We start from the raw sequence: 25,024 nt of genomic DNA, 5'->3' as shown, positions 1-25,024 counted from the left end.
TCAGGCTGGATCGTTCAGGTTTCTGCATGCAGGCCCGATTTGTTTGGGTGTCCAGGTCGGATAGGTGTGCGGCAAAACCAGTACAGGCGTACTGATGACCAGGCCGTCGGCCATCGTGGCCTCTATGTAGTTGGCGCTCCAGCCCTCTTCGGGTGAGTTCAACTCAACGGTAAGCGTGTTGTTTTCGGTCATGACAATCGGGGTGGCTTCGTACCTGATACCGCAGGCCAGTCGGAAATCACGATCATTGAGATTGAACGCGCGCCATTGAACCAGTTTGGTGGGGCGTTCAGAAAACCCAAGGTGCATTTTTGAACTTGCCGATTCGGTTTTTTCGATGGTTGTTAGGGTCGGTAATGGACGTTTCTGTTGCAGTCGGTTGGTAAAAGCAATCAACGAACTCTCGATAAATGCCTTTATCCCGTAATGGTTTGCGTTGGGTGCGACACGGAGCATTTTTGTTCCAGGCAACGCGTCAAAATAAAACCGTGCGTTGTCCGGGAGAAAAAAGTCATCGCTGCTGGCATTCACGATGTACTTGGGGATTGTCATCCTGTCGGTTGATGATTTGACATAGAGCAGAGGGTCTTCTATCTGCATCAGTTTGTCGAAATCAGCCGTTTCTAACTGTTGCGTAATGCCTTCGTGGTGATAGGCATTGAAAGCAATCGGCCAGCTTTTACCATAAGCACCATAGGTGTGTTTCAGAACCGCTTTGGTGTTGAGAATATCGATAACAAAGGGGGCTATTGCGCTCACCCGCGAGTCTGTCAGCGCCGTCATCCATACCGCCCACCCCCGTTTGGACGCGCCGCTGGCAATAAAACGATCTATTTGCCATGGCTTGAGCTCCTGCTGGGCAAGGTCCATGGCTTTGACCAGTGTGAGCATCATGGGAATGTGCAGCGAAAGAAATGGCCGGGTCTCAGGGCTTTTTAGAAACAGAGACCAGCTATGGGCCACGCTGTCATCTTCGCGACGCGCCAGGTCATCATCGGCATAGGTCAGGTACTGATTCGGGATATTGCTGACAGAGACCACAATGGTTTGCGTTTGCCGGGCAATGCCGAGTGCCATTTCTTCGGCAAAGTCTGTTGAAGGTTGCAGGGGTTTGTCGGTTGCAGGGATATTGATCCCGTTATTGGCGATCAACAGTGCCTGGCTATTCAATGCAGCGTGCGGAATATAGATATCGACAGTGTGAACCCAGTCGGTCGGGCGAGCGAAGTCATGCCCTGTCCAGCGCTGGGACTGAAGCTCGAAGCGACGTCTTTCCACCCCGGGAAACAATGTTGAGCCGATGAACTTGTGCGTCAGCGCCTGATCAGCTTGAGCCTGTTTGTAGCAGCCCAATACTTTACTGAAATCTTGACCGTTGTTGATGAAGCAGGTCATCGCGGCATCCGATGCGTAACTGCAACCGCTTGTCAGCAAGGTGAGGGCGAGTAAAACGAGGGAGCGAAGTGAGTTCATGGCAGGCCCGTAAATACCAGAGGCGCATGTTATCGCGCGGCATCCTCCATGTTTACGGGAGTTATCTAAATACTTCAGCAGGATGTACCTGTCTTTGTTGTAGGTTTTGTTCCTGCATTAAGTGGTAGTCACCACGCCTCAATGTTGTCGGCGCCATGCACGCAAAGTGCTGAACAGCAGAAACAGCAACAAAGCCGGCAGAATGTAAAACAGCATCAGATGCTCGAGCTTGCCTGCCAGCGGCATACCGGTGGTGAATGACACTACGTGCAGGCCGTACGCCAGATACAAACCGAGAAACAGCAAGCCTTCCACCCGTGTCACCCGATAGCCGCTATAGAACACCGGCAGGCACAGCGCTGCGACGCCCAGCATTACCGGCAGGTCGAAGGCCAGTGCATTGGGCGACACCGACAGTGGCGCGGGCGCCAGCAGGGCGGTGAGCCCCAATACGCCCAGCAGGTTAAACACGTTGCTGCCAATGACGTTGCCCACCGCAATTTCACGCTGGCCGCGAAATGCAGCAATCAGGGAAGTGGCCAGCTCGGGCAGTGAGGTACTCACGGCGATGATGGTCAGGCCGATGATGCGTTCGGACAGGCCCAGCTCTGACGCCACCTCGACGGCAGCGCCCAGCAGCAGGTGGCCGGCAAAGCCGAGGAGGAGCAAGGCGCAGCCCATCTGCGTGAGTGTGCGTAGCCATGAAGCGTGAGGGGTGTCGCGGCCGGGGTGGTGGTGACCGCTGTGGCGGGATTGGTGCAGCAGCAAGAACAGGTACACCAGCAAGCCGACCAGCAACAGTGCGCCGTCCAGGCGGTCGAGTTGATGGTTCAGGGCCAGTGCAAACACCATGATGCTGGCGAGAATCATCAACGGGATGTCCAGGCGCACCAGCTGTCGCGACACCCGCAGTGGAATAATCAGCGCCGAAAGCCCGAGGGTGACGAGGATGTTAAAAATATTGCTGCCAATGACACTGCCCACGGCAATGTCCGCGGTGTCATTGAGCGCGGCCTGCAGGCTGACCGTCATCTGGGGTGCGCTGCTGCCCATTGCTACCACGGTCAAGCCGACCAGAAGTGGCCGTACCTTCAATTTGCTCGCAATGTGCTCTGCGCAGCGCACCAACAGCTGCGCACCTGCAATCAACAGCACCAGGCCGCCGAACAGTTGCAGCACGCTCCACGCAGATAATGCGTTCAAGCCGAAAATAGTGACCCCCTCGCTTAGTCGCTCAAGCCCTGGACCCGGACTTTAGCCGTGCCACTGCGCAGCATATCCAACTGCCTGGCGGCCTGGCGTGAAAGATCGATCAAGCGGCTGCGCGTATGCGGGCCGCGGTCATTGATGCGTACTACGACGGATTTGTCGTTGCTCAAGTTGGTGACCAGTACCCGCGTCCCGAAAGGCAGGGCGGGATGGGCAGCGGTAAGGGCATTTTGGTCGAAAGGTTCACCGCTGGCGGTTCGCTTGCCGTGGTGGCGAGCGCCGTAATAGGAGGCAATGCCGGTTTTGTCATAGCCGCGGGGGTCTATGTCATGGCTGGCACAGCCGGCGAGCAAGCTGAGCAGGGCGCAGGCGCCGAGTAGCTGCTTCATGGGGGAATCCTTCTGTTGCGGGAAATAACCACAAAAATCTGTGGGAGCGGGCAAGCCCGCTCCCACAGTTGAGTGGCTTAGCCTTCGAGTTTGCTTTTCAGCAGCTCGTTGACCTGTTGCGGGTTTGCTTTGCCTTTGGACGCTTTCATCGCCTGGCCGACAAAGAAACCGAACATCTTGCCGCGCTTGGCTTCATCTGCCGCACGGTATTGCTCGACCTGCTCTGCGTTGGCCGCCAGCATTTCGTCCAGCACCTTTTCAATGGCGCCGCTGTCGGTGACTTGCTTGAGACCGCGCTTTTCGATGACCTCGTCAGCGCTGCCCTCGCCATTGGCCATTGCTTCAAGCACCACTTTGGCAATCTTGCCGGAGATGGTGTTGTCCGTGATGCGCTGCAGCATGCCGCCCAGCTGTTCGGCGCTTACCGGTGACTGGTCGATGTCCAGGCCTTGCTTGTTAAGCAGGCTGCCCAGCTCAACCATGACCCAGTTGGCCGCCAGCTTGGCGTCGCCGCTGATGCTCACGACTTTTTCGAAGTAGTCCGCCTGTTCGCGGCTGGAGGCCAAAACGCTGGCGTCGTAAGCCGACAGGCCGAACTGCGACTGGAAGCGCTCGCGCTTTTGCGGTGGCAGTTCTGGCAGGGTGGCGCGAACCTGTTCGATAAACGCATCTTCGATCACCACCGGCAGCAGGTCGGGATCGGGGAAGTAACGGTAGTCGTTGGCTTCCTCCTTGCTGCGCATGGCGCGGGTTTCGTCCTTGTTCGGGTCATACAGGCGGGTTTGCTGGATAACCTTGCCGCCGTCTTCGATCAGCTCGATCTGGCGCTGGATTTCGCTGTTGATCGCCTTCTCGATAAAACGGAACGAGTTGACGTTCTTGATCTCGCAGCGGGTGCCGAACTCGGCCTGACCCACCGGGCGTACTGATACGTTGCAGTCGCAACGCAGCGAGCCTTCGGCCATGTTGCCGTCGCAGATACCCAGGTAACGTACCAGGGCGTGCATGGCTTTGACGTAGGCCACGGCCTCTTTGGCGCTGCGCATGTCCGGTTCGGAAACGATTTCCAGCAGCGGTGTGCCCGCGCGGTTCAGGTCGATGCCGGTGTAGCCGCTGAAGTCTTCGTGCAGGCTTTTGCCGGCGTCTTCTTCAAGGTGCGCGCGGGTAATGCCGACCCGCTTGACGGTGCCGTCTTCCAGAGTGATGTCCAGGTGACCCTTGCCGACGATCGGCAACTCCATCTGGCTGATCTGGTAGCCCTTGGGCAGGTCGGGGTAGAAATAGTTCTTGCGGGCAAACACGTTGTGCTGACCGATCTCGGCATCTACTGCCACGCCGAACATGACGGCCATGCGCACGGCCTCCTGGTTCAGTACCGGCAATACGCCGGGCATGCCCAGGTCTACCAGGCTGGCCTGGGTGTTCGGTTCTGCACCAAAGGTGGTGGCACTACCGGAGAAAATCTTCGATTGGGTGGCGAGCTGGGAGTGAATTTCCAGCCCGATCACAACTTCCCATTGCATATGTTTCTCCTCAGAAGCCGGCAGGTGAGCGCGTGTGCCAGTCAGTGTTCAACTGATACTGGTGGGCGACGTTGAGCAGGCGACCTTCCTGGAAATAAGGTGCAAGCAACTGCACGCCCACTGGCAAGCCATCGACAAAACCGGCTGGCATCGACAGGCCCGGCAGGCCCGCGAGGTTGGCGGTGATGGTGTAGACGTCTTCCAGGTAGGCGGAAACCGGGTCGCTGTTTTTAGCGCCGATTTTCCAGGCCGGGTTAGGCGTGGTCGGGCCGAGGATGATGTCGACTTCGTTGAATGCCGCCATGAAGTCGTTTTTGATCAGGCGACGGATTTTTTGCGCCTGCAGGTAGTAAGCGTCGTAGTAGCCCGCCGACAGGGCGTAGGCCCCCACCAGGATCCGGCGCTGTACTTCCGGGCCAAAGCCCTCGGCGCGCGAGCGCTTGTACAGGTCAGTGAGGTCCTTGGGGTTTTCGCAGCGATGGCCGAAGCGCACACCGTCAAAACGCGACAGGTTGGACGAGGCCTCGGCAGGTGCGATGACGTAGTACGCAGGAATCGCGTGCTGCATGTTCGGCAGGCTGATCGGCTTGATCACGGCGCCGAGTTTTTCCAGTTCCTTGATGCTGTTGTGGATCAGCTCGGCGATACGCGTGTCGAGGCCTTCGCTGAAGAACTCTTTAGGCACGCCGATACGCAGGCCTTTCAGCGAACCATTGAGGTTGGCGCTGAAGTCCGGTACGGGTTCGTCAATGCTGGTGGAGTCTTGCGGGTCGAAACCGGCCATGCCTTGCAGCAGGATGGCGCAGTCTTCGGCCGTGCGAGCCAGCGGGCCGGCCTGGTCGAGGCTGGAGGCGTAGGCGATCATGCCCCAGCGCGAAACGCGACCGTACGTCGGTTTCAGGCCTGTGAGGTTGGTCAGGGCTGCCGGCTGTCGGATTGATCCGCCAGTGTCGGTCCCCGTCGCGGCAGGCAACAGGCGGGCGGCAACGGCGGCGGCCGAACCACCCGACGAACCGCCGGGTACGTGGTCAAGGTTCCACGGGTTTTTGACCGCGCCGTAGTAGCTCGATTCGTTGGCCGAACCCATGGCGAACTCGTCCATGTTGGTCTTGCCCAGGCTTACGGCGCCGGCAGCGGCCAGCTTGGCTACCACTGTGGCGTCGTACGGTGCCTTGAAGTTGTCGAGCATCTTCGAGGCGCAGCTGGTGCGTACGCCCAGGGTGCAGAACAGGTCCTTGTGAGCGATCGGGGCGCCCAGCAGGGCACCGCTTTCACCGTTGGCGCGGCGTGCGTCAGCGGCCTTGGCCTGCTCCAGGGCAAGGTCTTCGGTGAGGGTGATAAAACTGTTGAGCTGAGGATCGAGCTGGGCGATACGCGCCAGCAGGGTCTTGGTCAGCTCTTCGGAAGAAAACTTTTTATCGGCGAGTCCGCGGGCGATCTCGGCCAGAGTCAATTGATGCATGCAGGCGCTTTCCCTTTACTCGATGACTTTCGGAACCAGATAGAGGCCGTTTTCGACCGCCGGTGCGATGGACTGATACGCCTCGCGATGATTGCTCTCAGTCACGACGTCTGCACGCAGGCGCTGGCTGGCTTCCAGTGGGTGGGCCAGAGGCTCGATACCGGTCGTGTCGACGGCCTGCATCTGATCAATCAGCCCCAAAATGCTGTTAAGGGCTTCGGTGGTGCGTGGAATATCGGCATCATTGAGGCCAAGACGGGCCAAATGTGCGATTTTTTCCACGTCGGAGCGGTCTAGCGCCATGGGATTCTCCAGTGGAAAACAGGACGGATGCTATCCGTGTGTTAGATTGTCGGAACACTACCGCATTTCTACGGTCATATGGCCGCGATTGTGGGTGTTGGTGCTCAGAAAAGCGCCCAATTTAACATATTGGCGCCTTGCCCAAAATCCCTGTCGTTGTTAGAGTTTGCCGCACTTTTTTACCCACGCGTTGCCTAGGGTCCCTTTCCCATGTTCAAGAAACTGCGTGGCATGTTTTCCAGCGATCTTTCCATCGACCTGGGCACTGCCAACACCCTTATTTACGTGCGCGAGCGCGGTATTGTCCTGAATGAGCCATCAGTTGTGGCTATTCGGACACACGGTAACCAGAAAAGTGTCGTTGCTGTCGGCACCGAGGCCAAGCGCATGCTTGGCCGTACACCGGGCAACATTGCTGCCATTCGTCCGATGAAGGACGGCGTTATCGCCGATTTCAGCGTTTGCGAAAAAATGCTGCAGTACTTCATCAACAAGGTGCATGAAAACAGTTTCCTGCAACCTAGCCCGCGAGTCTTGATTTGCGTGCCTTGCAAATCGACTCAGGTAGAGCGTCGCGCCATTCGTGAATCGGCACTCGGTGCCGGTGCCCGTGAAGTGTTCCTGATCGAAGAACCAATGGCTGCGGCCATCGGTGCGGGCCTGCCGGTTGAAGAAGCTCGTGGCTCGATGGTTGTCGATATCGGTGGCGGTACCACTGAAATCGCGCTGATCTCCCTGAACGGTGTGGTTTACGCCGAATCCGTACGGGTAGGTGGCGACCGTTTCGACGAAGCAATCATCACCTATGTGCGCCGTAACTACGGCAGCCTGATCGGTGAATCGACTGCCGAGCGCATCAAACAGGAAATCGGCACTGCCTACCCGGGTGGTGAAGTACGTGAAGTCGACGTACGCGGCCGTAACCTGGCAGAGGGCGTACCACGTGCCTTCACCCTGAACTCCAATGAAGTGCTCGAGGCTCTGCAAGAGTCGCTGGCAACCATCGTTCAGGCCGTGAAAAGCGCGCTGGAACAGTCTCCGCCAGAGCTGGCTTCGGACATCGCCGAGCGTGGCCTGGTACTGACCGGTGGTGGCGCCTTGCTGCGTGACCTCGACAAGTTGCTGGCTCAGGAAACCGGTCTGCCGGTGATTGTTGCCGAAGACCCGTTGACCTGTGTTGCGCGTGGCGGTGGCCGTGCGCTGGAAATGATGGATAAACACACGATGGATCTGCTCTCCAGCGAATAAGATCGCGTGGTGCAGCCCTTTCGTTATCATCAGAAGGTAGCACTTTGCAGTGCTGCCTTTTGGCGTTTATCTTCTGTCAATCTTCATCCAGGCCGCTTGAAGCCGTATGAATAAATTGAACACCTGCCCGGGAGGAGCGGCTTATTAAACCGCTCTTTTCCAAAGGCCCCTCATTGGGCGTGCGCTTTCTGGTGCTGGTCGTGCTATCGGTCGCGCTAATGGTAGTGGACGCTCGCTTTACGTTACTCAAGCCTGTGCGCAGCCAGATGTCTCTGGTACTGATGCAGTCCTACTGGATCACCGATCTGCCGCAGCGTTTGTGGCAGGGCGTGGCCAGTCAGTTCGGCAGCCGCACTGAGCTGGTGGCTGAAAACGAGAAACTCAAAACCGAAAACCTTCTGCTTCAGGGGCGCATGCAAAAGCTGGCGGCCTTGACCGAGCAGAACGTTCGCCTGCGCGAGTTGCTCAACTCTTCGGCGCTGGTCAACGAAAAGGTCGAAGTGGCCGAGCTGATCGGCATGGACCCCAACCCCTTCACTCATCGCATCATCATCAACAAGGGTGAACGTGACGGCGTTGTGCTGGGCCAGCCGGTACTCGATGCCCGCGGTCTGATGGGGCAGGTGGTTGAGTTGATGCCTTACACCTCGCGTGTCCTGTTGCTGACCGATACCACCCATAGCATTCCAGTACAGGTCAACCGTAACGGGTTGCGGGCGATTGCCAGCGGTACGGGCAACCCCGAGAGCCTTGAACTGCGTCATGTTGCTGACACGGCGGATATCAAGGTGGGTGACCTGTTGGTCAGCTCTGGCCTGGGGCAGCGCTTCCCGGCCGGTTATCCGGTGGCAACGGTAAAGGAGGTGATTCACGATTCGGGTCAGCCCTTTGCCATTGTGCGGGCCGTGCCGACGGCAGCCCTGAATCGCAGCCGTTACCTGCTGCTGGTGTTCAGTGACAGCCGTACCCCTGAAGAGCGGGCCAACGATGCGGCCAAGGCTCAGCAGGCTGAACAAAACGGTGAACCGCCGCCGATCATTCCGGCGACGGTGCCCAAGCCGGTTGCGCCTGCAGCGGCCGTTATCCCGGCGGCTGTGGCTCCAGCTCCGGCGGCTGTTGCCGAGCCCAAGACCGTGAAAAAACCTGCGCCCGCTGCAACCCCTGCCGCCAAGCCGCCAGCCGCCGTGCCGGCCACTACCCGGGAGAGGCAATAAATGGCGAGTACCCGTTCGCGTAACGGCTGGATCATCTGGCTGACATTTGCCATTGGCCTGTTGCTCAGTATTTCACCCATGCCCCAGTTCATGGAAATCCTGCGCCCGCTCTGGCTGGCATTGCTACTGGCTTTCTGGGCCTTGTACATGCCGCACAAAGTGGGCATGGTCACCGCGTTTTGCCTGGGGTTGGCGGAGGATGTGCTGTATGGCACGTTGCTGGGGCAGAACGCCCTGACCCTGACCCTGATTACCTTTCTGGTGCTGTCCCTTCAGCAGCGCTTGCGGGTGTTCCCGATGTGGCAGCAATGCCTGGTGCTTCTGGTTGTGTTCGGCCTGGCGCAGCTTGCCCAACTGTGGCTCAGTGCGTTGACCGGCAATCGCCAGCCAACGCTGGCGCTGGTGTTGCCGGGTGTGGTCAGTGCCCTGCTGTGGCCCTGGGTCAGTTACGGGCTGCGCGGGCTGTGCAGACGCTTCAAAATCAATTAACCGGATACGAGCCATTTCCTGGTTTGTGCACCTCGACAGGGAGATGTCTTGATGACCTCGCTTTATCTGGCCTCTGGCTCACCGCGCCGACGCGAGTTGTTGACTCAGATCGGCGTGCCGTTTGAAACGGTCAGCGCAGCCATTGACGAAACTCCCCTCCCGAATGAATCCCCTGTGGCCTATGTCGAGCGCCTGGCGCGCGAAAAGGCCCAGGCCGGGCGCCAACAACTGCTGACGACCATGCCGGACGCTGCGTTTTGCGTACTGGGGGCTGACACGGCCGTGGTGCTCGATGAACACATTCTCGGTAAACCGGTCGACGAGGCCGACGCCTTGGCTATGCTCATGGCGCTGTCTGGCCGGGAGCATGAGGTGTTGACCGCGATCGCGATTATTGACGCCGGGCGCTGTGAAACCCGAGTGGTACGCAGTCAGGTACGCTTTAGAAACATCAGCAAACAAGAGGCCAGCCTGTATTGGGCCAGCGGTGAACCCCTGGACAAAGCCGGTGGCTACGCCATTCAGGGCTTGGCTGCGGTGTTTGTGGCGGGCCTGAATGGCAGTTATTCCGCCGTCGTGGGCCTGCCTGTGTGCGAAACCGCAGAACTGCTCGGGCATTTCGGCATACCCTGTTGGCAAAACCTTACCGTGCGCTGAATACGGCACCTACGAGACGTGGCACTACTGTGATGACGCCTGAACGAGACCCAGCCATGAGTGAAGAGATCCTGATCAACATCACGCCGATGGAATCGCGCGTGGCAGTGGTAGAGAACGGTGTTCTGCAAGAGGTGCATGTCGAACGTACCCAGCGCCGGGGCATTGTCGGCAATATCTACAAAGGCAAGATTGTCAGGGTTTTGCCCGGCATGCAGGCTGCCTTTGTGGATATCGGTCTGGATCGTGCTGCTTTTATTCATGCCTCCGAAATTTCCCTGCGTGAAGGCCAGGCCGTTGAAAGCATCGGTACGCTGGTGCATGAAGGCCAGAGCCTGGTGGTGCAAGTCACCAAAGACCCGATAGGTTCAAAAGGTGCGCGCCTGACGACTCAACTGTCGATACCCTCGCGCTACCTGGTGTATATGCCGCGCACTGCCCATGTCGGCATTTCGCTGAAGATCGAAGACGAAGCCGAGCGCGAACGCCTTAAACAGGTGGTCAGTGATTGCGTGGCCCAGGAAGGCATCAAGGAAGCCGGCGGGTTTATCCTGCGTACGGCGGCCGAAGGTGCCGGGGCGGATGAGATCCTGATGGATATTCGCTACCTGCGTCGTTTGTGGGACCAGATCGGTGCCCAGATCAAGACGGTTGGCGCGCCGACGGTGATCTACGAAGACCTGGGCCTGGCGCTGCGTACATTGCGTGATCTGGTCAGCCCCAAGATCGAGAAAATTCGCATCGATTCGCGGGAAACCTTTCAGAGGACCACGCAATTTGTTGCCGAACTGATGCCCGAAATCGCCGACCGCCTTGAGCACTACCCGGGCGAACGGCCGATTTTCGATTTGTACGGCGTTGAAGACGAAATCCAGAAGGCCCTGGACCGCAAGGTACCGCTCAAGTCCGGCGGTTATCTGGTGGTCGACCCGGCTGAGGCCATGACCACCATCGACGTCAACACCGGCGCGTTTGTGGGTCATCGCAACCTTGAGGAAACCATCTTCAAGACCAACCTCGAAGCGGCTACCGCGATTGCCCGGCAATTGCGCCTGCGCAACCTGGGCGGGATCATCATCATCGACTTTATCGACATGGAAGATGAAGAGCACCAGCGCCAGGTGATACGCACCCTGGAAAAACAGCTGGAGCGTGATCACGCCAAGACCAACATCATCGGCATTACCGAGTTGGGTCTGGTGCAGATGACCCGCAAACGTACGCGCGAGAGCCTGGAGCAAGTGTTGTGCGAGCCGTGCGTGTGCTGCCAGGGCCGGGGAAAGTTGAAAACCCCCGAAACCATCTGCTATGAAATCTTCCGTGAGATCCTGCGAGAGGCCCGGGCTTATCAAGCGACCGGCTATCGTGTGCTGGCCAACCAGAAAGTGGTGGATCGTTTGCTGGACGAAGAGTCAGGCAATGTCGCGGAGCTGGAAGGGTTTATCGGTCGCACGATTCGTTTTCAGGTCGAAACCATGTACTCCCAGGAACAATACGACGTGGTGCTGCTCTGAAGTATCTAGCGTCACATAGCGTCGAAAAGGGGCTGAAACCGGCCCCTACGATCAATATTTAAGGGGCCACCTGACATGGAGCGTCTGACACGCTTTTTTGCCGCGCTGACCCGTTGGGGGCTGGGCGCGTGCGCTCTGGTTTTGGTCCTGACGGCGTTGTACGTCAGTATCGGCCGTGAATTGACCCCCCTGATCGCCGAATACCGCGTTGAAGTGCAGAGCAAAGCCCGTGAAGCGCTGGGCATGCCATTGACCATTGGCAGCCTGGAAGGAAGCTGGAGCGGCATGGCGCCGGTATTGAAGGCCCACGACGTCATGGTCGGTGAGGGCAACAGCGCCCTGCGTCTGGATGAAGTGCAGGTGGTGCCCGATGTGTGGGCCAGCCTGTTGAACCGTGATATCCGTATTGGTCACGTGCAACTCAATGGTCTGCAACTGAGCTTGCGCCAGGATGAACACGGCCACTGGGCACTCGAAGGGCTGCCGGTGCAGGATGACCAGCCGCTTGACCCTGAGCAGTTGCTCAACCAGCTGCAACGTGTGGCGCGGTTGTCGGTGCTCGACAGCCAGGTGACCCTGGAACCCTACAAACAATCCCCGCTGACCCTGACTTATGTCGGGCTGACGCTGGACGTCGGCGCGTCGGACCAGCGTCTTGATGCGCGGCTGACCTTGCCCGATGGCCAGCCCGTGGCGCTGAGCCTCAGCACACAGGTTCAGGCCAGCCACTGGCGTGACGGTGCGGCCCAGGCCTATGTGAGCCTGCCGCAAAGTGATTGGGCCAAGTGGCTGCCGGCCACGCTGATCGCACCGTGGAAAGTCTCCGAGCTCAAGGCTGGAGGCGAGTTCTGGTTCAACTGGAGCCAGGGCTCGGTACAGAGCGCGGTGGCGCGCCTGAATGCGACCCGGTTCAGTGGTGCCTATGCCGATCGCAAACCCGAGACCATCGAGAACCTGGCGCTGCATGCCTGGGCTGAGCGCGGCAAACAGGGTTTCAGGGTGGTGCTCGACTCACTGGCCATGAACCTGGGCAAGACCCGTTGGGAAACCCGTCTGCAACTGCAGCAGTTCGCGGCCACCGACAAGGAGCAGGAGCGTTGGCACCTGCAGGCCGACCGCCTGGACCTGACCCCGATCACGCCGCTGATGGACTCACTGGCCCCCGTGCCGGAAGCCGTCGCCAAAGTCATCGATCAATTGAGCGTTACCGGCACCTTGCGCAATGTGCTGGCTGATTATCGACCAGCAGCCACGGACGATCAAAAAATCAGCTTTGCGGCCAATCTGGAGCAGGTCGGCTTCAATGCCACCCACGGCGCTCCGGCGGCGCGCAATGTCAGTGGCCTGATCAGCGGCGACCTGGGCAAGGGCGAACTGCGCCTGGACAGCAAAGACTTCATGCTGCACCTCGACCCGATCTTCGCCAAGCCCTGGCAATACCTGCAAGCCAATGCCCTGCTGACCTGGACCCTGAACAAGGACAGCTTCACCCTGATTGCGCCCTACATCAAAGTGCTGGGGGAAGAGGGCAATATCGCGGCCGACTTTTTGATCCGCATTCACCTTGACCATTCCCAGGAAGATTACATGGACCTGCGGGTGGGCCTGACAGATGGCGACGGCCGTTTTACCCCCAAGTACCTGCCTGAAGTACTGAGTCCGGCGCTTTCGGAGTGGCTGAGCACGGCGATTATCAAAGGCGCAGTCGAAGAGGGCTTCTTCCAGTATCAAGGTTCGCTGAGCCATGACGCCGTTGCGGCGGCGCGCAATATCAGCCTGTTTTTCAAGGTGCATGGCGCAGAACTGGCGTTCCAGCCTGGCTGGCCCCATGTGCGTAACGTGTCGGGCGATGTGTTTATTGAAGATAGCGGTGTGCGGATCATGGCCAGCAAAGGTCAGCTACTCGACACCCGTGTGCGTAACGTGGCTGTCAGCATCCCGCATGTGCCTGCCGGCAAGGTCAGCCATCTGTTTCTGGATGGCGACTTTGAGGGCGGGCTGGGGGACGGTCTGAAAATTCTTCAGGAAGCACCGATAGGTACCGCAGAAACGTTCGCTGGCTGGCAGGGTGAAGGTTCGCTGAAGGGCCGTGTTGATCTGGACATCCCGCTGGAAAAGGGTGTGGAGCCAAAAATCCTGGTGGACTTCAACGTCGACAAGGCGCGCCTGAAAATCAGCGAACCCGAGCTTGAACTGACCCAGCTCAAGGGTGACCTGCGCTTTGACAGTGCCAAGGGCCTGAGCGGCAAGGGCATCAGCGCCCGGGCGTTCGATCGCCCGATCACCGCGCAGATCTTTGCCGACGGCAAGCCTGGCCGCATCAGCACCCGGGTGGTGGCCAGCGGTCAGGTGGGGGTGAAAAAACTCACGGACTGGCTCAAGTTCAATCAACCGATCCCGGTAAGCGGTGACTTGCCCTATCAGTTGCAACTGACCCTGGACGGTGCCGACAGCCAGTTACGCGTCAGCTCCAGCCTCAAGGGCGCGGTGGTGGATTTGCCGGCACCCTTCGGGCTGGCGGCCAATGAAAGCCGCAACAGCGTGTTTCGCATGACTCTGCAAGGCGCCGAGCGGCGGTACTGGTTTGACTACGGCGACCTGGTCAACCTGACCTTTGCTGCCCCCAATGGCAAGTTTGAAGACGGGCGTGGCGAGTTGTTCCTGGGCGATGGCAAACCCGTTTTGCCCACGACCAAGGGCCTGCGCATTCGCGGCGTGCTGTCGGAGCTGGACGTCGCCCCCTGGCAGGCGCTGGTCGAACGATATGCCGGCAATGACCCCGGCGGCAGCGCCAAGCAACTGCTCAGCAGTGCGGACTTTAAAGTCGGCAAGTTGATTGCCTTCGGCACCCAATTGGATCAGGTGCGCCTGGTCATGAAGCGCGTCGCCGCCTCCTGGGCGCTGCAAATCGACAGCAAGCAGGCCATCGGCGCCGTGACCCTGCCGGATGCGAACAACGCGCCGATTGTGGTCAACATGCAGACCATTCGCCTGCCTGCGCCTGATCCCAAGACGGTGGCAGACGAGAATGCCCCCGACCCGCTGGCTGCGGTCGACCCGCGCAAAATACCGGCTCTGGACATCATTATTCGCCAGCTCTACCAGGGGGCGGACCTGCTTGGTGCCTGGTCACTCAACATTCGACCCAACAGCCGTGGCATCAGCCTTACCAGTCTCAATCTGGGGCTCAAGGGCATGCTGCTTGAAGGTTCGGGCGGCTGGGAAGGCGTGGCGGGTAACAGCAAGAGCTGGTACCAGGGGCGCCTGGGCGGCGGCAACCTGGCCACGGTGCTGAAGAACTGGGGCTTTGCCCCCAGCGTCACCAGCGACAACTTTCATGTGGACATCGATGGCAACTGGCCCGGTTCGCCTGCGTGGATTGGCCTCAAGCGTTTCTCCGGCACACTGGACGCCTCGCTCAACAAGGGGCAGTTTGTGGAAGTCGACGGCAGCGCCCAGGTGCTGCGCATTTTTGGCTTGCTCAACTTCAACGCCATTGGCCGTCGTCTGCGCCTGGACTTCTCCGACCTGTTCGGCAAGGGCCTGAGCTATGACCGGGTCAAGGGCGTGCTCAATGCCCGCAGCGGCGTGTACAGCACAGGCAAGCCGATCCTGATGACCGGGCCGTCCACCAATCTGGAACTTAACGGTACATTGAACATGGTCACCGACCGGGTCGACGCCAAGCTGCTGGTGACCTTGCCCGTGACCAATAACCTGCCCCTTGCAGCGCTGTTGGTGGGCGGGCCGGCAGCGGGCGGGGCGATGTTCCTGCTCAACAAGCTGATCGGTGACCAGGTGTCGCGCTTCGCCAGCGTGCAATACAGCATCCAGGGCCCGTGGAACGATCCGAAAATCACCTTCGACAAGCCTTTCGAGAAACACTAGGAGCGCAGCATGACCCTGGCAGTGATTCAAATGGTCAGCCAGAGCGATGTCCTGGCCAATCTGGCCCAGGCCCGTCGCCTGCTGGAGGAGGCTGCCCAAGGCGGTGCGCAACTGGCCGTGTTGCCCGAGAACTTTGCCGCGATGGGCCGTCGCGATACTGCCGCCATCGGCCGCGCCGAGGCGTTGGGTGAGGGCCCGATCCTGCCCTGGTTGAAACAGACCGCCCGCGACCTCAAGTTATGGGTAGTGGCTGGTACTTTGCCTCTGCCCCCCGAGGGGCAGCCTGAAGCCAAGGTCAATGCTTGTTCATTGCTGATCGACGCCGAGGGCGAGCAAGCGGCCCGTTACGACAAATTGCACTTGTTTGACGTGGATGTGTCCGATAACCGTGGCCGCTACCGTGAGTCTGATGACTATGCTCATGGAAGGCGTGTGGTCGTGGCGGATACCCCGGTCGGCAAGCTGGGCCTGAGCGTATGTTATGACCTGCGCTTCCCGGAGCTGTACAGTGAGCTGCGTACTGCGGGCGCTGAACTGATTACCGCGCCCTCGGCCTTTACCGCTGTCACGGGTACGGCCCATTGGGAGATACTGATACGCGCCCGCGCCATTGAAACCCAGTGCTATATCCTTGCAGCGGCCCAGGGCGGCGTGCATCCGGGCCCGCGAGAAACCTGGGGGCATGCAGCCATTATCGATCCCTGGGGGCGGGTGCTGGCCGAGCAGGCGCAGGGCGAGGGGGTGTTGCTGGCCCGCCGCGATGCGCTTGAGCAGGCGGATATCAGGGCGCGCATGCCGGTGGTGAGCCATCGGCGGTTCAACGCCCATCTAATTTAAGTGGGAGCGGGCTTGCTCGCGATGCAGGCGACAGGGTGTAACCGTTGCCCCGCATCGATGCCATCGCGAGCAAGCCCGCTCCCACAGAACAGATTTTTCAGGCCCGAGGGTTCAGCACTTAAAGATGCTGAAGCAGGGGCCAAGACGGAGTGATTATGAGCGAGTTGTTGACCTCAGTCAGCGAACACCTGTTGGCACCCGGAGGTGTCACCATCGAAAGCCTGCAAAGCGTATTGGGCGACCTGGCCGGGCCGGGTATCGACGCGGCAGACCTGTATTTCCAGGGCCAGATTTCCGAATCCTGGGCGCTGGAAGACGGCATCGTCAAAGAAGGCAGCTTTAACCTCGACCAGGGTGTAGGTGTTCGCGCCCAGTCTGGCGAGAAGACCGGCTTTGCCTACAGCAATGCCATTACCCTGGAAGCATTGGGTCAGGCTGCCCGCGCCGCCCGCTCGATCTCCCGCGCCGGGCAAAACGGCACGGTGCAGGCGTTCACCACTCAGGACGTGGCTCAGCTGTATGGCCCGGACAACCCGCTGGAAGTCATCAGCCGCGCAGAAAAGGTCGAGCTGCTCAAGCGTGTCGATGCCGCCACCCGCGCCCTAGATCCGCGTATCCAGCAAGTCACCGTGAGCATGGCCGGGGTCTGGGAGCGGATTCTGGTGGCCTCCACCGATGGCGGGCTGGCGGCAGATATCCGGCCGCTGGTGCGTTTCAACGTCAGCGTCATCGTTGAGCAGAATGGCCGTCGCGAGCGCGGCGGTCATGGTGGTGGCGGGCGTACCGACTACCGCTATTTCCTCACTGACGATCGTGCCATGGGTTACGCCCGTGAAGCGTTGCGCCAGGCCCTGGTCAACCTCGAAGCGGTACCGGCTCCGGCAGGCACCATGCCGGTGGTTCTGGGCTCGGGTTGGTCCGGCGTACTGTTGCATGAAGCGGTGGGTCACGGTCTGGAAGGGGACTTCAACCGCAAGGGCAGTTCTGCCTACAGCGGACGCATGGGCGAAATGGTTGCTTCCAAACTGTGCACCATCGTCGATGACGGTACCCTGGCGGGCCGCCGTGGCTCGCTGAGCGTGGATGACGAAGGCACCCCGACCGAGTGCACCACCCTGATTGAAAACGGCGTGCTCAAGGGCTATATGCAGGACAAGCTCAATGCCCGTCTGATGGGCGTGGCGCGCACCGGCAACGGCCGTCGCGAATCCTATGCGCACTTGCCGATGCCGCGCATGACCAACACCTACATGCTGGGCGGCGAAAGCGATCCTGCCGAAATCATCGCTTCGGTGAAAAAGGGCATCTACTGCGCCAATCTGGGTGGTGGTCAGGTCGATATCACCAGCGGCAAGTTTGTGTTCTCCACCAGCGAAGCCTATCTGATTGAAGACGGCAAAATCACTCGCCCAGTCAAAGGCGCGACCCTGATTGGCAACGGGCCGGAAGCAATGAGCAAGGTGTCGATGGTCGGTAACGATCTGTCGCTGGACAGCGGCGTAGGCACGTGTGGCAAGGATGGGCAGTCGGTGCCGGTAGGTGTCGGCCAGCCAACCCTGAAGATTGACGCGATCACTGTAGGCGGTACGGGCGGTTGAGGGGAGGTCCCGTGAAGGTTGCCAGGCAACCTTCACGGGTACGAGGCTTAACGCAGACCGCGTTGAGTCTCGTCCAACCCACGGATGTACTTGAACAATTTGCGGCTTGAAGCCGGTGCCTTGTTATGAGCCAGCTCGTGTTTGGCCTGACGTATCACCGAACGCATTTGCTGGCGGTCGGCTTCAGGGAACTCGGCAACAAACTTTTCCAGTACAGCGTCATCACCCTCGATCAGGCGATCACGCCAGCGCTCGAGGTTGTGAAAACGTTCGTTGTACTGGCGAGAAGAGGCATCGACTTGATCGATCAAGGCAAGAATTTCGTCAAGCGGTTGATCGCGCATCAGTTTGCCGATGAACATCATATGGCGCTTGCGCGCAATATGAGCCGTGTGTTTTGGAGCATCTGCCAAAGCCTTACGCATAGCGTCAGTCAGGGGCATTTTGTTCAGCAAGTCAGGCTTGAGTGTCGTGAGACGCTCGCCCAGATCAACCAGAGCATGAAGCTCGCGTTTGACCTGCGATTTGCTTTTTTCGCCGTCGAAGGCGTCGTCGTAAGAATCAACCATGGTGGCAGTCCGCAAAGAAACGCCGCCATGATAACCAGTCGGGGGCCGCTTGTCCGGCCCGGTCGCTCGGCGGCCCTGCCGAAAACAGAATTTGAGTGGAGAAAACCATGAGTGCAGTTCAAAGCGTCGGCCCGCAGGCCTTGCCGGCACTGCAGGAACAGGTCGAGCAAATCATCGCCGAAGCCAGGCGCCAGGGTGCCAGCGCCTGTGAAGTCGCCGTGTCGCTGGAGCAGGGGTTGTCGACCTCGGTACGTCAGCGCGAAGTTGAAACCGTAGAGTTCAACCGTGACCAGGGTTTTGGCATCACCCTCTATGTAGGCCAGCGCAAAGGCTCGGCCAGCACCTCGGCCACCGGTCCGGATGCCATCCGCGAAACCGTCGCCGCCGCCCTGGCGATTGCCAAACACACCTCGGAAGACGAAAGCTCGGGTTTGGCCGATGCCAGCCTGATGGCGCGTGAACTGAAAGACTTTGATGTGTTCCACACCTGGGACATCACCCCCGAGCAGGCCATTGAAAAGGCCCTGGCCTGCGAAGCCGCTGCATTTGAGGCCGACAGCCGGATCAAAAATGCCGATGGCACCACCCTCAGCACCCATCAGGGCTGCCGCGTGTACGGCAATAGCCATGGTTTTATCGGCGGCTCGGCTTCGACCCGTCACAGCCTCAGCTGCGTAATGATTGCCGAAGGCGATGGCCAGATGCAGCGTGACTACTGGTATGACGTCAATTGCCAGGGCGAGTTGTTGATGGACGCCGTGAGCATTGGCCAGCGCGCCGCCGAGCGCGCTGCCCGGCGACTGGGCTCGCGCCCGGTACCGACGTGCGAGGTGCCGGTGCTGTTCTCGGCCGAACTGGCTGGCGGCCTGTTCGGCAGCTTCCTGGGGGCAATCTCGGGTGGCAACCTGTACCGTAAATCGTCGTTCCTGCTCGATGCAATGGGGCAGCAGATTTTCCCTGAATGGTTGACCCTGGATGAGCGCCCGCACCTGATGCGCGCCATGGGCAGCTCGTCGTTCGACAATGATGGCCTGGCCACTTACGCCAAACCGTTTATCAAGGACGGCGAGTTGGTTTCGTACATCCTGAGCACTTACTCGGGGCGCAAACTGGGCATGCCGAGCACTGCCAACGCCGGCGGCGTGCATAACCTCTTTGTGACACACGGTGATGAAGACCAGGCAGCCTTGATTCGCAAAATGGGGCGTGGTCTGTTTGTCACCGAGTTAATGGGCAGCGGCCTGAACATGGTCACCGGTGACTATTCCCGTGGCGCGGCGGGTTTCTGGGTCGAGAATGGCGAAATCCAGTTCCCGGTGCAGGAAGTGACCATCGCCGGCAATATGCGCGATATGTTTAAACAGATCGTGGCCGTGGGCAACGATCTGGAGCTGCGCAGCAACATCCGCACCGGTTCGGTGCTGATTGAACGCATGATGGTGGCGGGCAGCTAAGACTGGCCGGTTCCATGCCAAGGCGTATCACTGCAGCGGTGATACGCCTTTTTTGTGTTTGTGCATCCTGTCCTTTAGCAGACTTGTTTTGATAATCAATATCGCTTAATAATGAATCTCATTATCGAGTGAGCCTGGGTCATGAGTTCTGCGTTGCGTGAAGGGCCGTATCTAGAAAGCTGGCGCTGGATGAGCCGCCAGATCCGCTGCGGGCTGGCGCCGGACGAGCCGCGCCTGATCGAGCATTACCTGGCTGAAGGCCGCTATCTTGCCGGCTGTACAGCCACTTCCCCGTGGTTGATTGCGGTCACCACCTTCCGCCTGATGCTAGATACAGCCACTGACACCGCGCTGCCTTGGCACTGGCGCAATCTGTGCCTGGACAACGCGTGGCGTCCGCTGCGCGACCTCGAAACCCAAGCCTTGTGCAATTGCCGACTCAAGCGCTGGCAAAGCTTTGCCTGGCAGTTGGCAACCTGCGAGCTCGAACCTTCAATTTCTTTAACAGAACTGGTGCAAGGATTTCCCGATGAGTAACACTCGTATCGAACGTGACAGCATGGGTGAGTTGCGTGTGCCTGAATCCGCGTTGTACGGTGCGCAAACCCAGCGTGCAGTCGACAACTTCCCCATCAGCCATCAACGCATGCCTGCGCAATTCATTCGCGCCCTGATCCTGGCCAAGGGCGCAGCGGCCCTGGCCAACGTTGAACTCAAGCAGATCAGCACGGCCCAGGGCGAGGCGATTGTCGAGGCCACCCAGATCCTGTTGACCGGTGATTTCATGGAGCACTTCCCGGTGGATATTTTCCAGACCGGTTCGGGCACCAGCTCCAACATGAATGCCAACGAAGTGATTGCAACCCTGGCCACGCGGCTGCTGGGCGAGCCGGTGAACCCCAACGATCACGTCAACTGCGGGCAAAGCAGCAACGACATTATCCCGACCACCATCCATGTCAGCGCTGCACTGGGCCTGCACGAGCAGTTGCTGCCGGCGCTGAGCCATCTGGTGCAGGTGATCGAGCGCAAGGCGATCGAGGTTCACGCCTACGTCAAAACCGGGCGCACCCACTTGATGGACGCGATGCCGGTACGCATGAGCCAGGTGCTCAATGGCTGGGCGCAGCAGCTCAAGGCCAATATCGAGCATTTGCATAACCTGCAGCCAGCTCTGCAAGCCCTGGCCCAGGGCGGTACCGCGGTGGGCACCGGGATTAACGCCCACCCGCAGTTTGCTGCGTTATTCAGTCAGCAACTCAGCGAGCTGACCGGGGTGGCCTTCACGCCGGGCAAGGACCTGTTTGCCTTGATTGGTTCGCAAGACACCGCAGTGGCTGTTTCTGGTCAGTTGAAGGCCACGGCAGTGTCACTGATGAAAATCGCCAACGACCTGCGCTGGATGAACTCCGGCCCCCTGGCCGGTCTGGGCGAAATCGAACTTGAGGCGTTACAGCCGGGCTCGTCGATCATGCCGGGCAAGGTCAATCCGGTGATTCCGGAAGCCACGGCGATGGTCGCGGCCCAGGTCATCGGCAACGACGCGGCGATCACCGTGGCAGGTCAGTCCGGCAATTTCGAACTGAACGTCATGCTGCCGGTGATTGCGCACAACCTGTTGAGCAGCATCGAACTCATGGCCAACTCAAGCCGCCTGTTGGCTGACAAGGCCATCGCCAGCTTCAAGGTCAATGAAGCCAAGCTCAAGGAAGCGCTGTCGCGCAACCCGATCCTGGTAACGGCACTGAACCCGATCATCGGTTATCAAAAAGCCGCCGAAATTGCCAAGACCGCTTACCAGCAAGGGCGCCCGGTAATCGATGTGGCACTTGAATACACGGATTTGTCACGCAGCCAGCTTGAGGTCCTTCTCGACCCCGAGAAACTCACCGCCGGCGGCGTTTAATCCATCGACACTGCTTTGGAGGTTCACATGGATCACTGGAAACGCACGATCGAAAGAGCCAACCGCTGTTTCGCCGAAGGCGAACTGGTCGATGCCCGCGAGCATTATCTGCAGGCGCTGGCCCTGGCCCAGGTGCTGTTCGAGCGCTGGAGTGATGCCGACGAAGCAGTGGCCGCCTGCGTCATTTCACACCACAACCTGGCGGACCTGCATTTGCGCCTCAATCAACCGGAGGAGAGCGTGGAGTACCTCTGTGCGATTCATCAGCGATTGTTGCAAACCATGCAGAACGCGCGTCTGCCGACAGCATTGCGTGAAGCGGCGCTGCGTCAGAGCAGCAAGACCTACGTAGAGCTTTTGAATTTTATCAGTGAGTACGGCGAGTACCCGCGTTCCAACCTGTTGCTCAAAAGCAATGTGGCTCAGAGCAGCCATGAGTTCTCGACAGTTAGCGGCCATCACTTAGGAGCACATTGAAATGACTTACACTTTGCCTGCATTGCCTTATGCCTATGACGCGCTTGAACCGCATATTGATGCGCAAACCATGGAAATTCACTACACCAAGCATCACCAGACCTACATCAATAACCTCAATGCGGCCGTAGAGGGCACCGAATGGGCCAAGTGGCCGGTGGAAAAACTGGTGGCCAGTGTTCATCAGTTGCCCGAAAAGCTGCGCGCTGCAGTGATCAACCAGGGTGGCGGGCATGCCAACCACTCGTTGTTCTGGGAAGTCATGAGCCCTAAAGGCGGGGGCAAGCCCGAAGGTGCGCTGGCCAAGGCGATTGACGAGCAGTTGGGTGGTCTGGAGGTGTTCAAGGAAAACTTTACCAAAGCCGCGCTGACGCGTTTTGGCAGTGGCTGGGCATGGTTGAGCGTGACCCCGCAAAAAACGCTGGTAATCGAAAGCAGCGGCAACCAGGACAGCCCGCTGATGAACGGCAATACGCCGATCCTGGGGCTTGATGTGTGGGAGCACGCGTATTACCTGCGCTATCAAAACCGCCGCCCGGAATATATCAACGCGTTTTACAACGTGATCAACTGGCCGGAAGTGGCGCGACGCTATCAAGCGGCGATTGGCTAAGCGCAACGAAAGGATTCAGGCGGATTATGGGCACGCAAATTTTAGCGGTCGGTGGCGTTCGAATGTTTCGCTATGCCTTCGGTACGCTTTTGCTGTTGGCGGGTACGGCCCTGTTGGTTGCCAAGGGGCTGGTCTGGCTGGATCTGGAGCCCCGGCTGCTGCGGGCGCTGCAGGGCGGTGCGTTGTGTGCACTGGGCACGGCGTTAGGCGCCGTGCCTGTCCTGGTTATTCGAAAAATGCCGGTGGCGGTCAGTGACACTCTGCTGGGCTTTGGGGCCGGTGTGATGCTGGCGGCCACGGCCTTTTCGCTGATTGTGCCGGGCATTGCGGCAGCGCAAAGCCTGGGGTTGTCACCCTGGCCCGCCAGCGGGCTTATAAGTGCAGGGATCCTGCTGGGCGCATTCTGCCTGTTTCTGGTGGATCGCAAGGTCTCGGGCGCCGGGCCGGAGGTATTTGTCAGTCGCCCCGGTGAGCCGGTCATCGCGCCGCGCATCTGGTTGTTTGTGATTGCCATTGTGGCGCACAACATTCCTGAAGGCATGGCGGTCGGGGTGTCGGCGGGTGGCGGCATGCCGGATGCCGATAGCCTGGCGATGGGCATTGCGTTGCAGGATGTGCCGGAAGGCCTGGTGATTGCCCTTGTATTGGCAGGGGCGGGCATGTCGCGGGTCAAGGCGTTCCTGATTGGTGCGGCATCAGGTCTGGTTGAGCCGGTCTTTGCGGTGCTCTGTGCCTGGCTGGTCAACTTGGCCGAGGTGCTGTTGCCGTTGGGTCTGGCATTGGCGGCCGGGGCGATGCTGCTGGTGGTCACCCAGGAAGTCATCCCCGAGTCGCGGCGCAATGGCCACGAAAAGCTGGCGAGCCTGGGGCTGTGTGTCGGCTTTTGTTTGATGATGGTGATGGATACGGCGCTTGGTTGAATCGATCTCTGCAGATACTCTTTAGTCGATCAATTCCTGCCGTGGGAGCGAGCCTGCTCGCGAACAACCTTCGCGAGCAGGCTCGCTCCCACGGTGGCAGTTTCCCTGCCGCTGCGTCGAAAAGGCTTCAGGCTTATTCGCCTTCATCAAAGTAGTTGTTGATCAGCGCAACCAGTGCGTCCAGCGCTTCCTGATCCTTCTCACCTTCGGTCTTTATGTGGATGGTTGTGCCCTTGCCGGCGGCCAGCATCATCATGGCCATGATGCTTTTGCCGTCGACCATCGACTCAGGGGTGCGACCCGCCTGGATCTGACATGGAAACTGCCCTGCGATGCCGACAAACTTTGCCGATGCACGGGCGTGCAAGCCCAGTTTGTTGATGATTTCAATTTCCACTGCAGGCATCGCGGGGTAGATCCTTCAAGTAAGGTCGCGGTGGCGAACCTGGACGTTCTTCAGAGTTTCTTGCAGGCATTTGCCCAGGCGTTCGGTCAGGTACACGGAGCGGTGATGCCCGCCCGTGCAGCCGATTCCGATTGTCACATAGGCGCGGTTGCTGGCTGCAAAGCGCGGTAGCCATTTAAGCAGGTAGCTGGAGATGTCCTGGAACATCTCTTCGACATCAGGTTGCGCCGCCAGATAATCGGCTACCGGCTGGTCCAGCCCTGACTGCTCGCGCAGTTCGGGTTTCCAGTACGGGTTGGGCAGGCAACGCACGTCAAACACCAGGTCGGCATCCACCGGCATACCGCGCTTGAAACCGAACGACTCCACCAAAAAGGCGGTGCCTGGCTCTGGCTTGTTCAGCAGACGCAGCTTGATGGTGTCACGTAACTGATACAGATTCAGATTGGTGGTGTTGATGGTCAGGTCAGCGAGGTCGGCAATGGGGCCCAAAAGCTGGGTTTCATCGCGAATGGCTTCGGCAAGGGAGCGGCTCGCGCTGCTGAGCGGGTGGCGCCTGCGGGTTTCCGAGAAGCGCTTGAGCAAGGTTTCTTCGTCGGCATCCAGGTACAGCACGTCGCACTGGATATGCCGGTTACGCACCTCTTCAAGCAACTGCGGAAAACGTGACAAATGACTCGGCAGGTTGCGCGCATCGATCGAAACGGCCACCAGTGGCTGGGCCAGTTCAGTGTGAATCAACGCGCGTTCGGCCAGTTCCGGCAGCAAGCCGGCTGGCAGGTTGTCGATGCAATAGAAACCGTTGTCTTCAAGGACGGCGAGGGCAGTGCTTTTACCGGAGCCGGAGCGTCCGCTGACTATGACTAAGCGCATGA

General features: G+C 59.4%; 23 protein-coding genes. 14 read left to right on the top strand and 9 right to left on the bottom strand.

Features of this window, described 5'->3' with window-relative positions; genetic code table 11:
• From GHO42_RS13910 to gatC, 6 genes are all read right to left on the bottom strand, one after another.
• A complete protein-coding gene (locus tag GHO42_RS13910; RefSeq protein ID WP_153326367.1) occupies positions 1-1,473 on the bottom strand; it encodes a PhoPQ-activated pathogenicity-related family protein in 1,473 nt (490 codons plus the stop codon).
• Between the two features lie 138 nt (positions 1,474-1,611).
• On the bottom strand, positions 1,612-2,652 hold the full coding sequence (locus GHO42_RS13905) for a calcium/sodium antiporter (protein ID WP_095001120.1): 1,041 nt from the start codon (positions 2,650-2,652) through the stop codon (positions 1,612-1,614).
• A 47-nt stretch (positions 2,653-2,699) separates the two neighbouring features.
• Entirely contained in the window at positions 2,700-3,071 is a 372-nt protein-coding gene (locus GHO42_RS13900; RefSeq protein WP_095018247.1) for a septal ring lytic transglycosylase RlpA family protein, read from the bottom strand.
• 77 nt (positions 3,072-3,148) lie between these two features.
• Complete coding sequence (gene gatB, locus GHO42_RS13895; RefSeq protein WP_153326369.1) at positions 3,149-4,594, bottom strand: Asp-tRNA(Asn)/Glu-tRNA(Gln) amidotransferase subunit GatB; 1,446 nt, start codon at positions 4,592-4,594, stop codon at positions 3,149-3,151.
• 10 nt (positions 4,595-4,604) lie between these two features.
• Complete coding sequence (gatA, locus tag GHO42_RS13890) at positions 4,605-6,056, bottom strand: Asp-tRNA(Asn)/Glu-tRNA(Gln) amidotransferase subunit GatA (RefSeq protein WP_095001123.1); 1,452 nt, start codon at positions 6,054-6,056, stop codon at positions 4,605-4,607.
• Between the two features lie 15 nt (positions 6,057-6,071).
• Positions 6,072-6,359, bottom strand: a complete 288-nt coding sequence (gene gatC / locus GHO42_RS13885) for an Asp-tRNA(Asn)/Glu-tRNA(Gln) amidotransferase subunit GatC (RefSeq protein WP_016781778.1) — start codon at positions 6,357-6,359, stop codon at positions 6,072-6,074.
• 210 nt (positions 6,360-6,569) lie between these two features.
• Here gatC and mreB point away from each other — a divergent pair, with 210 nt between their 5' ends.
• The 8 genes from mreB to tldD all read left to right on the top strand — a co-directional run bounded on the left by mreB (position 6,570) and on the right by tldD (position 17,804).
• On the top strand, positions 6,570-7,607 hold the full coding sequence (gene mreB, locus GHO42_RS13880) for a rod shape-determining protein MreB (RefSeq protein ID WP_002555108.1): 1,038 nt from the start codon (positions 6,570-6,572) through the stop codon (positions 7,605-7,607).
• Between the two features lie 143 nt (positions 7,608-7,750).
• Positions 7,751-8,821, top strand: a complete 1,071-nt coding sequence (gene mreC, locus GHO42_RS13875) for a rod shape-determining protein MreC (protein WP_095001124.1) — start codon at positions 7,751-7,753, stop codon at positions 8,819-8,821.
• Entirely contained in the window at positions 8,822-9,310 is a 489-nt protein-coding gene (mreD, locus tag GHO42_RS13870; protein ID WP_095001125.1) for a rod shape-determining protein MreD, read from the top strand. It abuts the gene before it with no gap.
• Between the two features lie 51 nt (positions 9,311-9,361).
• Positions 9,362-9,967 carry a nucleoside triphosphate pyrophosphatase gene (locus tag GHO42_RS13865; protein ID WP_095018244.1) on the top strand — a complete coding sequence of 202 codons (606 nt, stop codon included), beginning with the start codon at positions 9,362-9,364 and terminating at the stop codon, positions 9,965-9,967.
• Positions 9,968-10,023: 56 nt separating this feature from the next.
• Entirely contained in the window at positions 10,024-11,481 is a 1,458-nt protein-coding gene (rng, locus tag GHO42_RS13860; RefSeq protein WP_095001127.1) for a ribonuclease G, read from the top strand.
• A gap of 75 nt (positions 11,482-11,556) precedes the next feature.
• On the top strand, positions 11,557-15,369 hold the full coding sequence (locus GHO42_RS13855; protein WP_095026598.1) for a YhdP family protein: 3,813 nt from the start codon (positions 11,557-11,559) through the stop codon (positions 15,367-15,369).
• Positions 15,370-15,378: 9 nt separating this feature from the next.
• Positions 15,379-16,206: a carbon-nitrogen hydrolase family protein gene (locus GHO42_RS13850; protein ID WP_153326374.1), complete on the top strand. Its 828-nt coding sequence runs from the start codon at positions 15,379-15,381 to the stop codon at positions 16,204-16,206.
• 155 nt (positions 16,207-16,361) lie between these two features.
• On the top strand, positions 16,362-17,804 hold the full coding sequence (gene tldD / locus GHO42_RS13845) for a metalloprotease TldD (RefSeq protein ID WP_095001130.1): 1,443 nt from the start codon (positions 16,362-16,364) through the stop codon (positions 17,802-17,804).
• A gap of 47 nt (positions 17,805-17,851) precedes the next feature.
• Here the strand turns inward: tldD and yjgA are convergent, their stop codons facing one another.
• Positions 17,852-18,373 (bottom strand): ribosome biogenesis factor YjgA, encoded by a 522-nt coding sequence (gene yjgA / locus GHO42_RS13840; protein ID WP_016781786.1) that lies wholly within the window; start codon positions 18,371-18,373, stop codon positions 17,852-17,854.
• A gap of 107 nt (positions 18,374-18,480) precedes the next feature.
• Here yjgA and pmbA point away from each other — a divergent pair, with 107 nt between their 5' ends.
• From pmbA to GHO42_RS13810, 6 genes are all read left to right on the top strand, one after another.
• Positions 18,481-19,827, top strand: a complete 1,347-nt coding sequence (pmbA, locus tag GHO42_RS13835; RefSeq protein ID WP_095018242.1) for a metalloprotease PmbA — start codon at positions 18,481-18,483, stop codon at positions 19,825-19,827.
• A 141-nt stretch (positions 19,828-19,968) separates the two neighbouring features.
• Positions 19,969-20,364: a FagA protein gene (locus tag GHO42_RS13830; protein WP_095001132.1), complete on the top strand. Its 396-nt coding sequence runs from the start codon at positions 19,969-19,971 to the stop codon at positions 20,362-20,364.
• Positions 20,357-21,733 carry an aspartate ammonia-lyase gene (locus GHO42_RS13825; RefSeq protein WP_153326376.1) on the top strand — a complete coding sequence of 459 codons (1,377 nt, stop codon included), beginning with the start codon at positions 20,357-20,359 and terminating at the stop codon, positions 21,731-21,733. Before GHO42_RS13830 ends, GHO42_RS13825 begins: the two co-directional genes overlap by 8 nt.
• A gap of 27 nt (positions 21,734-21,760) precedes the next feature.
• The gene (locus tag GHO42_RS13820) at positions 21,761-22,210 is read left to right on the top strand and encodes a hypothetical protein (protein ID WP_095001134.1); all 450 of its coding nucleotides are present in this window, start codon (positions 21,761-21,763) and stop codon (positions 22,208-22,210) included.
• Between the two features lies 1 nt (position 22,211).
• Entirely contained in the window at positions 22,212-22,823 is a 612-nt protein-coding gene (locus tag GHO42_RS13815) for a superoxide dismutase (RefSeq protein ID WP_153326378.1), read from the top strand.
• Between the two features lie 26 nt (positions 22,824-22,849).
• Positions 22,850-23,743: a ZIP family metal transporter gene (locus tag GHO42_RS13810; protein WP_095001136.1), complete on the top strand. Its 894-nt coding sequence runs from the start codon at positions 22,850-22,852 to the stop codon at positions 23,741-23,743.
• A gap of 133 nt (positions 23,744-23,876) precedes the next feature.
• Here GHO42_RS13810 and GHO42_RS13805 read toward each other — a convergent pair whose 3' ends face one another.
• Both GHO42_RS13805 and rapZ read right to left on the bottom strand, forming a co-directional pair.
• Positions 23,877-24,149 (bottom strand): HPr family phosphocarrier protein, encoded by a 273-nt coding sequence (locus GHO42_RS13805; RefSeq protein WP_095001137.1) that lies wholly within the window; start codon positions 24,147-24,149, stop codon positions 23,877-23,879.
• A gap of 15 nt (positions 24,150-24,164) precedes the next feature.
• Positions 24,165-25,022, bottom strand: a complete 858-nt coding sequence (rapZ, locus tag GHO42_RS13800) for an RNase adapter RapZ (protein WP_019825031.1) — start codon at positions 25,020-25,022, stop codon at positions 24,165-24,167.
• Positions 25,023-25,024 lie beyond the last annotated feature (2 nt).

The organism is Pseudomonas sp. FSL R10-0056 (assembly GCF_009600105.1).
Lineage (GTDB): Bacteria > Pseudomonadota > Gammaproteobacteria > Pseudomonadales > Pseudomonadaceae > Aquipseudomonas > Aquipseudomonas bubulae.
The sequence above is the reverse complement of the archived record's forward strand: the minus strand, read 5'-3'. Positions and strand labels throughout refer to the sequence as shown.

Coding starts and splice junctions, on each gene's coding strand:
- rng (WP_095001127.1), top strand. CDS start 10,024: ATGAGTGAAGAGATCCTGATCAACATCACGCCGATGGAATCGCGCGTG.
- GHO42_RS13805 (WP_095001137.1), bottom strand. CDS start 24,149: ATGCCTGCAGTGGAAATTGAAATCATCAACAAACTGGGCTTGCACGCC.
- GHO42_RS13815 (WP_153326378.1), top strand. CDS start 22,212: ATGACTTACACTTTGCCTGCATTGCCTTATGCCTATGACGCGCTTGAA.
- GHO42_RS13865 (WP_095018244.1), top strand. CDS start 9,362: ATGACCTCGCTTTATCTGGCCTCTGGCTCACCGCGCCGACGCGAGTTG.
- GHO42_RS13850 (WP_153326374.1), top strand. CDS start 15,379: ATGACCCTGGCAGTGATTCAAATGGTCAGCCAGAGCGATGTCCTGGCC.
- rapZ (WP_019825031.1), bottom strand. CDS start 25,022: ATGCGCTTAGTCATAGTCAGCGGACGCTCCGGCTCCGGTAAAAGCACT.
- GHO42_RS13830 (WP_095001132.1), top strand. CDS start 19,969: ATGAGTTCTGCGTTGCGTGAAGGGCCGTATCTAGAAAGCTGGCGCTGG.
- GHO42_RS13820 (WP_095001134.1), top strand. CDS start 21,761: ATGGATCACTGGAAACGCACGATCGAAAGAGCCAACCGCTGTTTCGCC.
- yjgA (WP_016781786.1), bottom strand. CDS start 18,373: ATGGTTGATTCTTACGACGACGCCTTCGACGGCGAAAAAAGCAAATCG.
- GHO42_RS13855 (WP_095026598.1), top strand. CDS start 11,557: ATGGAGCGTCTGACACGCTTTTTTGCCGCGCTGACCCGTTGGGGGCTG.
- GHO42_RS13825 (WP_153326376.1), top strand. CDS start 20,357: ATGAGTAACACTCGTATCGAACGTGACAGCATGGGTGAGTTGCGTGTG.
- gatA (WP_095001123.1), bottom strand. CDS start 6,056: ATGCATCAATTGACTCTGGCCGAGATCGCCCGCGGACTCGCCGATAAA.
- mreD (WP_095001125.1), top strand. CDS start 8,822: ATGGCGAGTACCCGTTCGCGTAACGGCTGGATCATCTGGCTGACATTT.
- gatB (WP_153326369.1), bottom strand. CDS start 4,594: ATGCAATGGGAAGTTGTGATCGGGCTGGAAATTCACTCCCAGCTCGCC.
- pmbA (WP_095018242.1), top strand. CDS start 18,481: ATGAGTGCAGTTCAAAGCGTCGGCCCGCAGGCCTTGCCGGCACTGCAG.
- gatC (WP_016781778.1), bottom strand. CDS start 6,359: ATGGCGCTAGACCGCTCCGACGTGGAAAAAATCGCACATTTGGCCCGT.
- GHO42_RS13900 (WP_095018247.1), bottom strand. CDS start 3,071: ATGAAGCAGCTACTCGGCGCCTGCGCCCTGCTCAGCTTGCTCGCCGGC.
- GHO42_RS13910 (WP_153326367.1), bottom strand. CDS start 1,473: ATGAACTCACTTCGCTCCCTCGTTTTACTCGCCCTCACCTTGCTGACA.
- GHO42_RS13810 (WP_095001136.1), top strand. CDS start 22,850: ATGGGCACGCAAATTTTAGCGGTCGGTGGCGTTCGAATGTTTCGCTAT.
- tldD (WP_095001130.1), top strand. CDS start 16,362: ATGAGCGAGTTGTTGACCTCAGTCAGCGAACACCTGTTGGCACCCGGA.
- mreB (WP_002555108.1), top strand. CDS start 6,570: ATGTTCAAGAAACTGCGTGGCATGTTTTCCAGCGATCTTTCCATCGAC.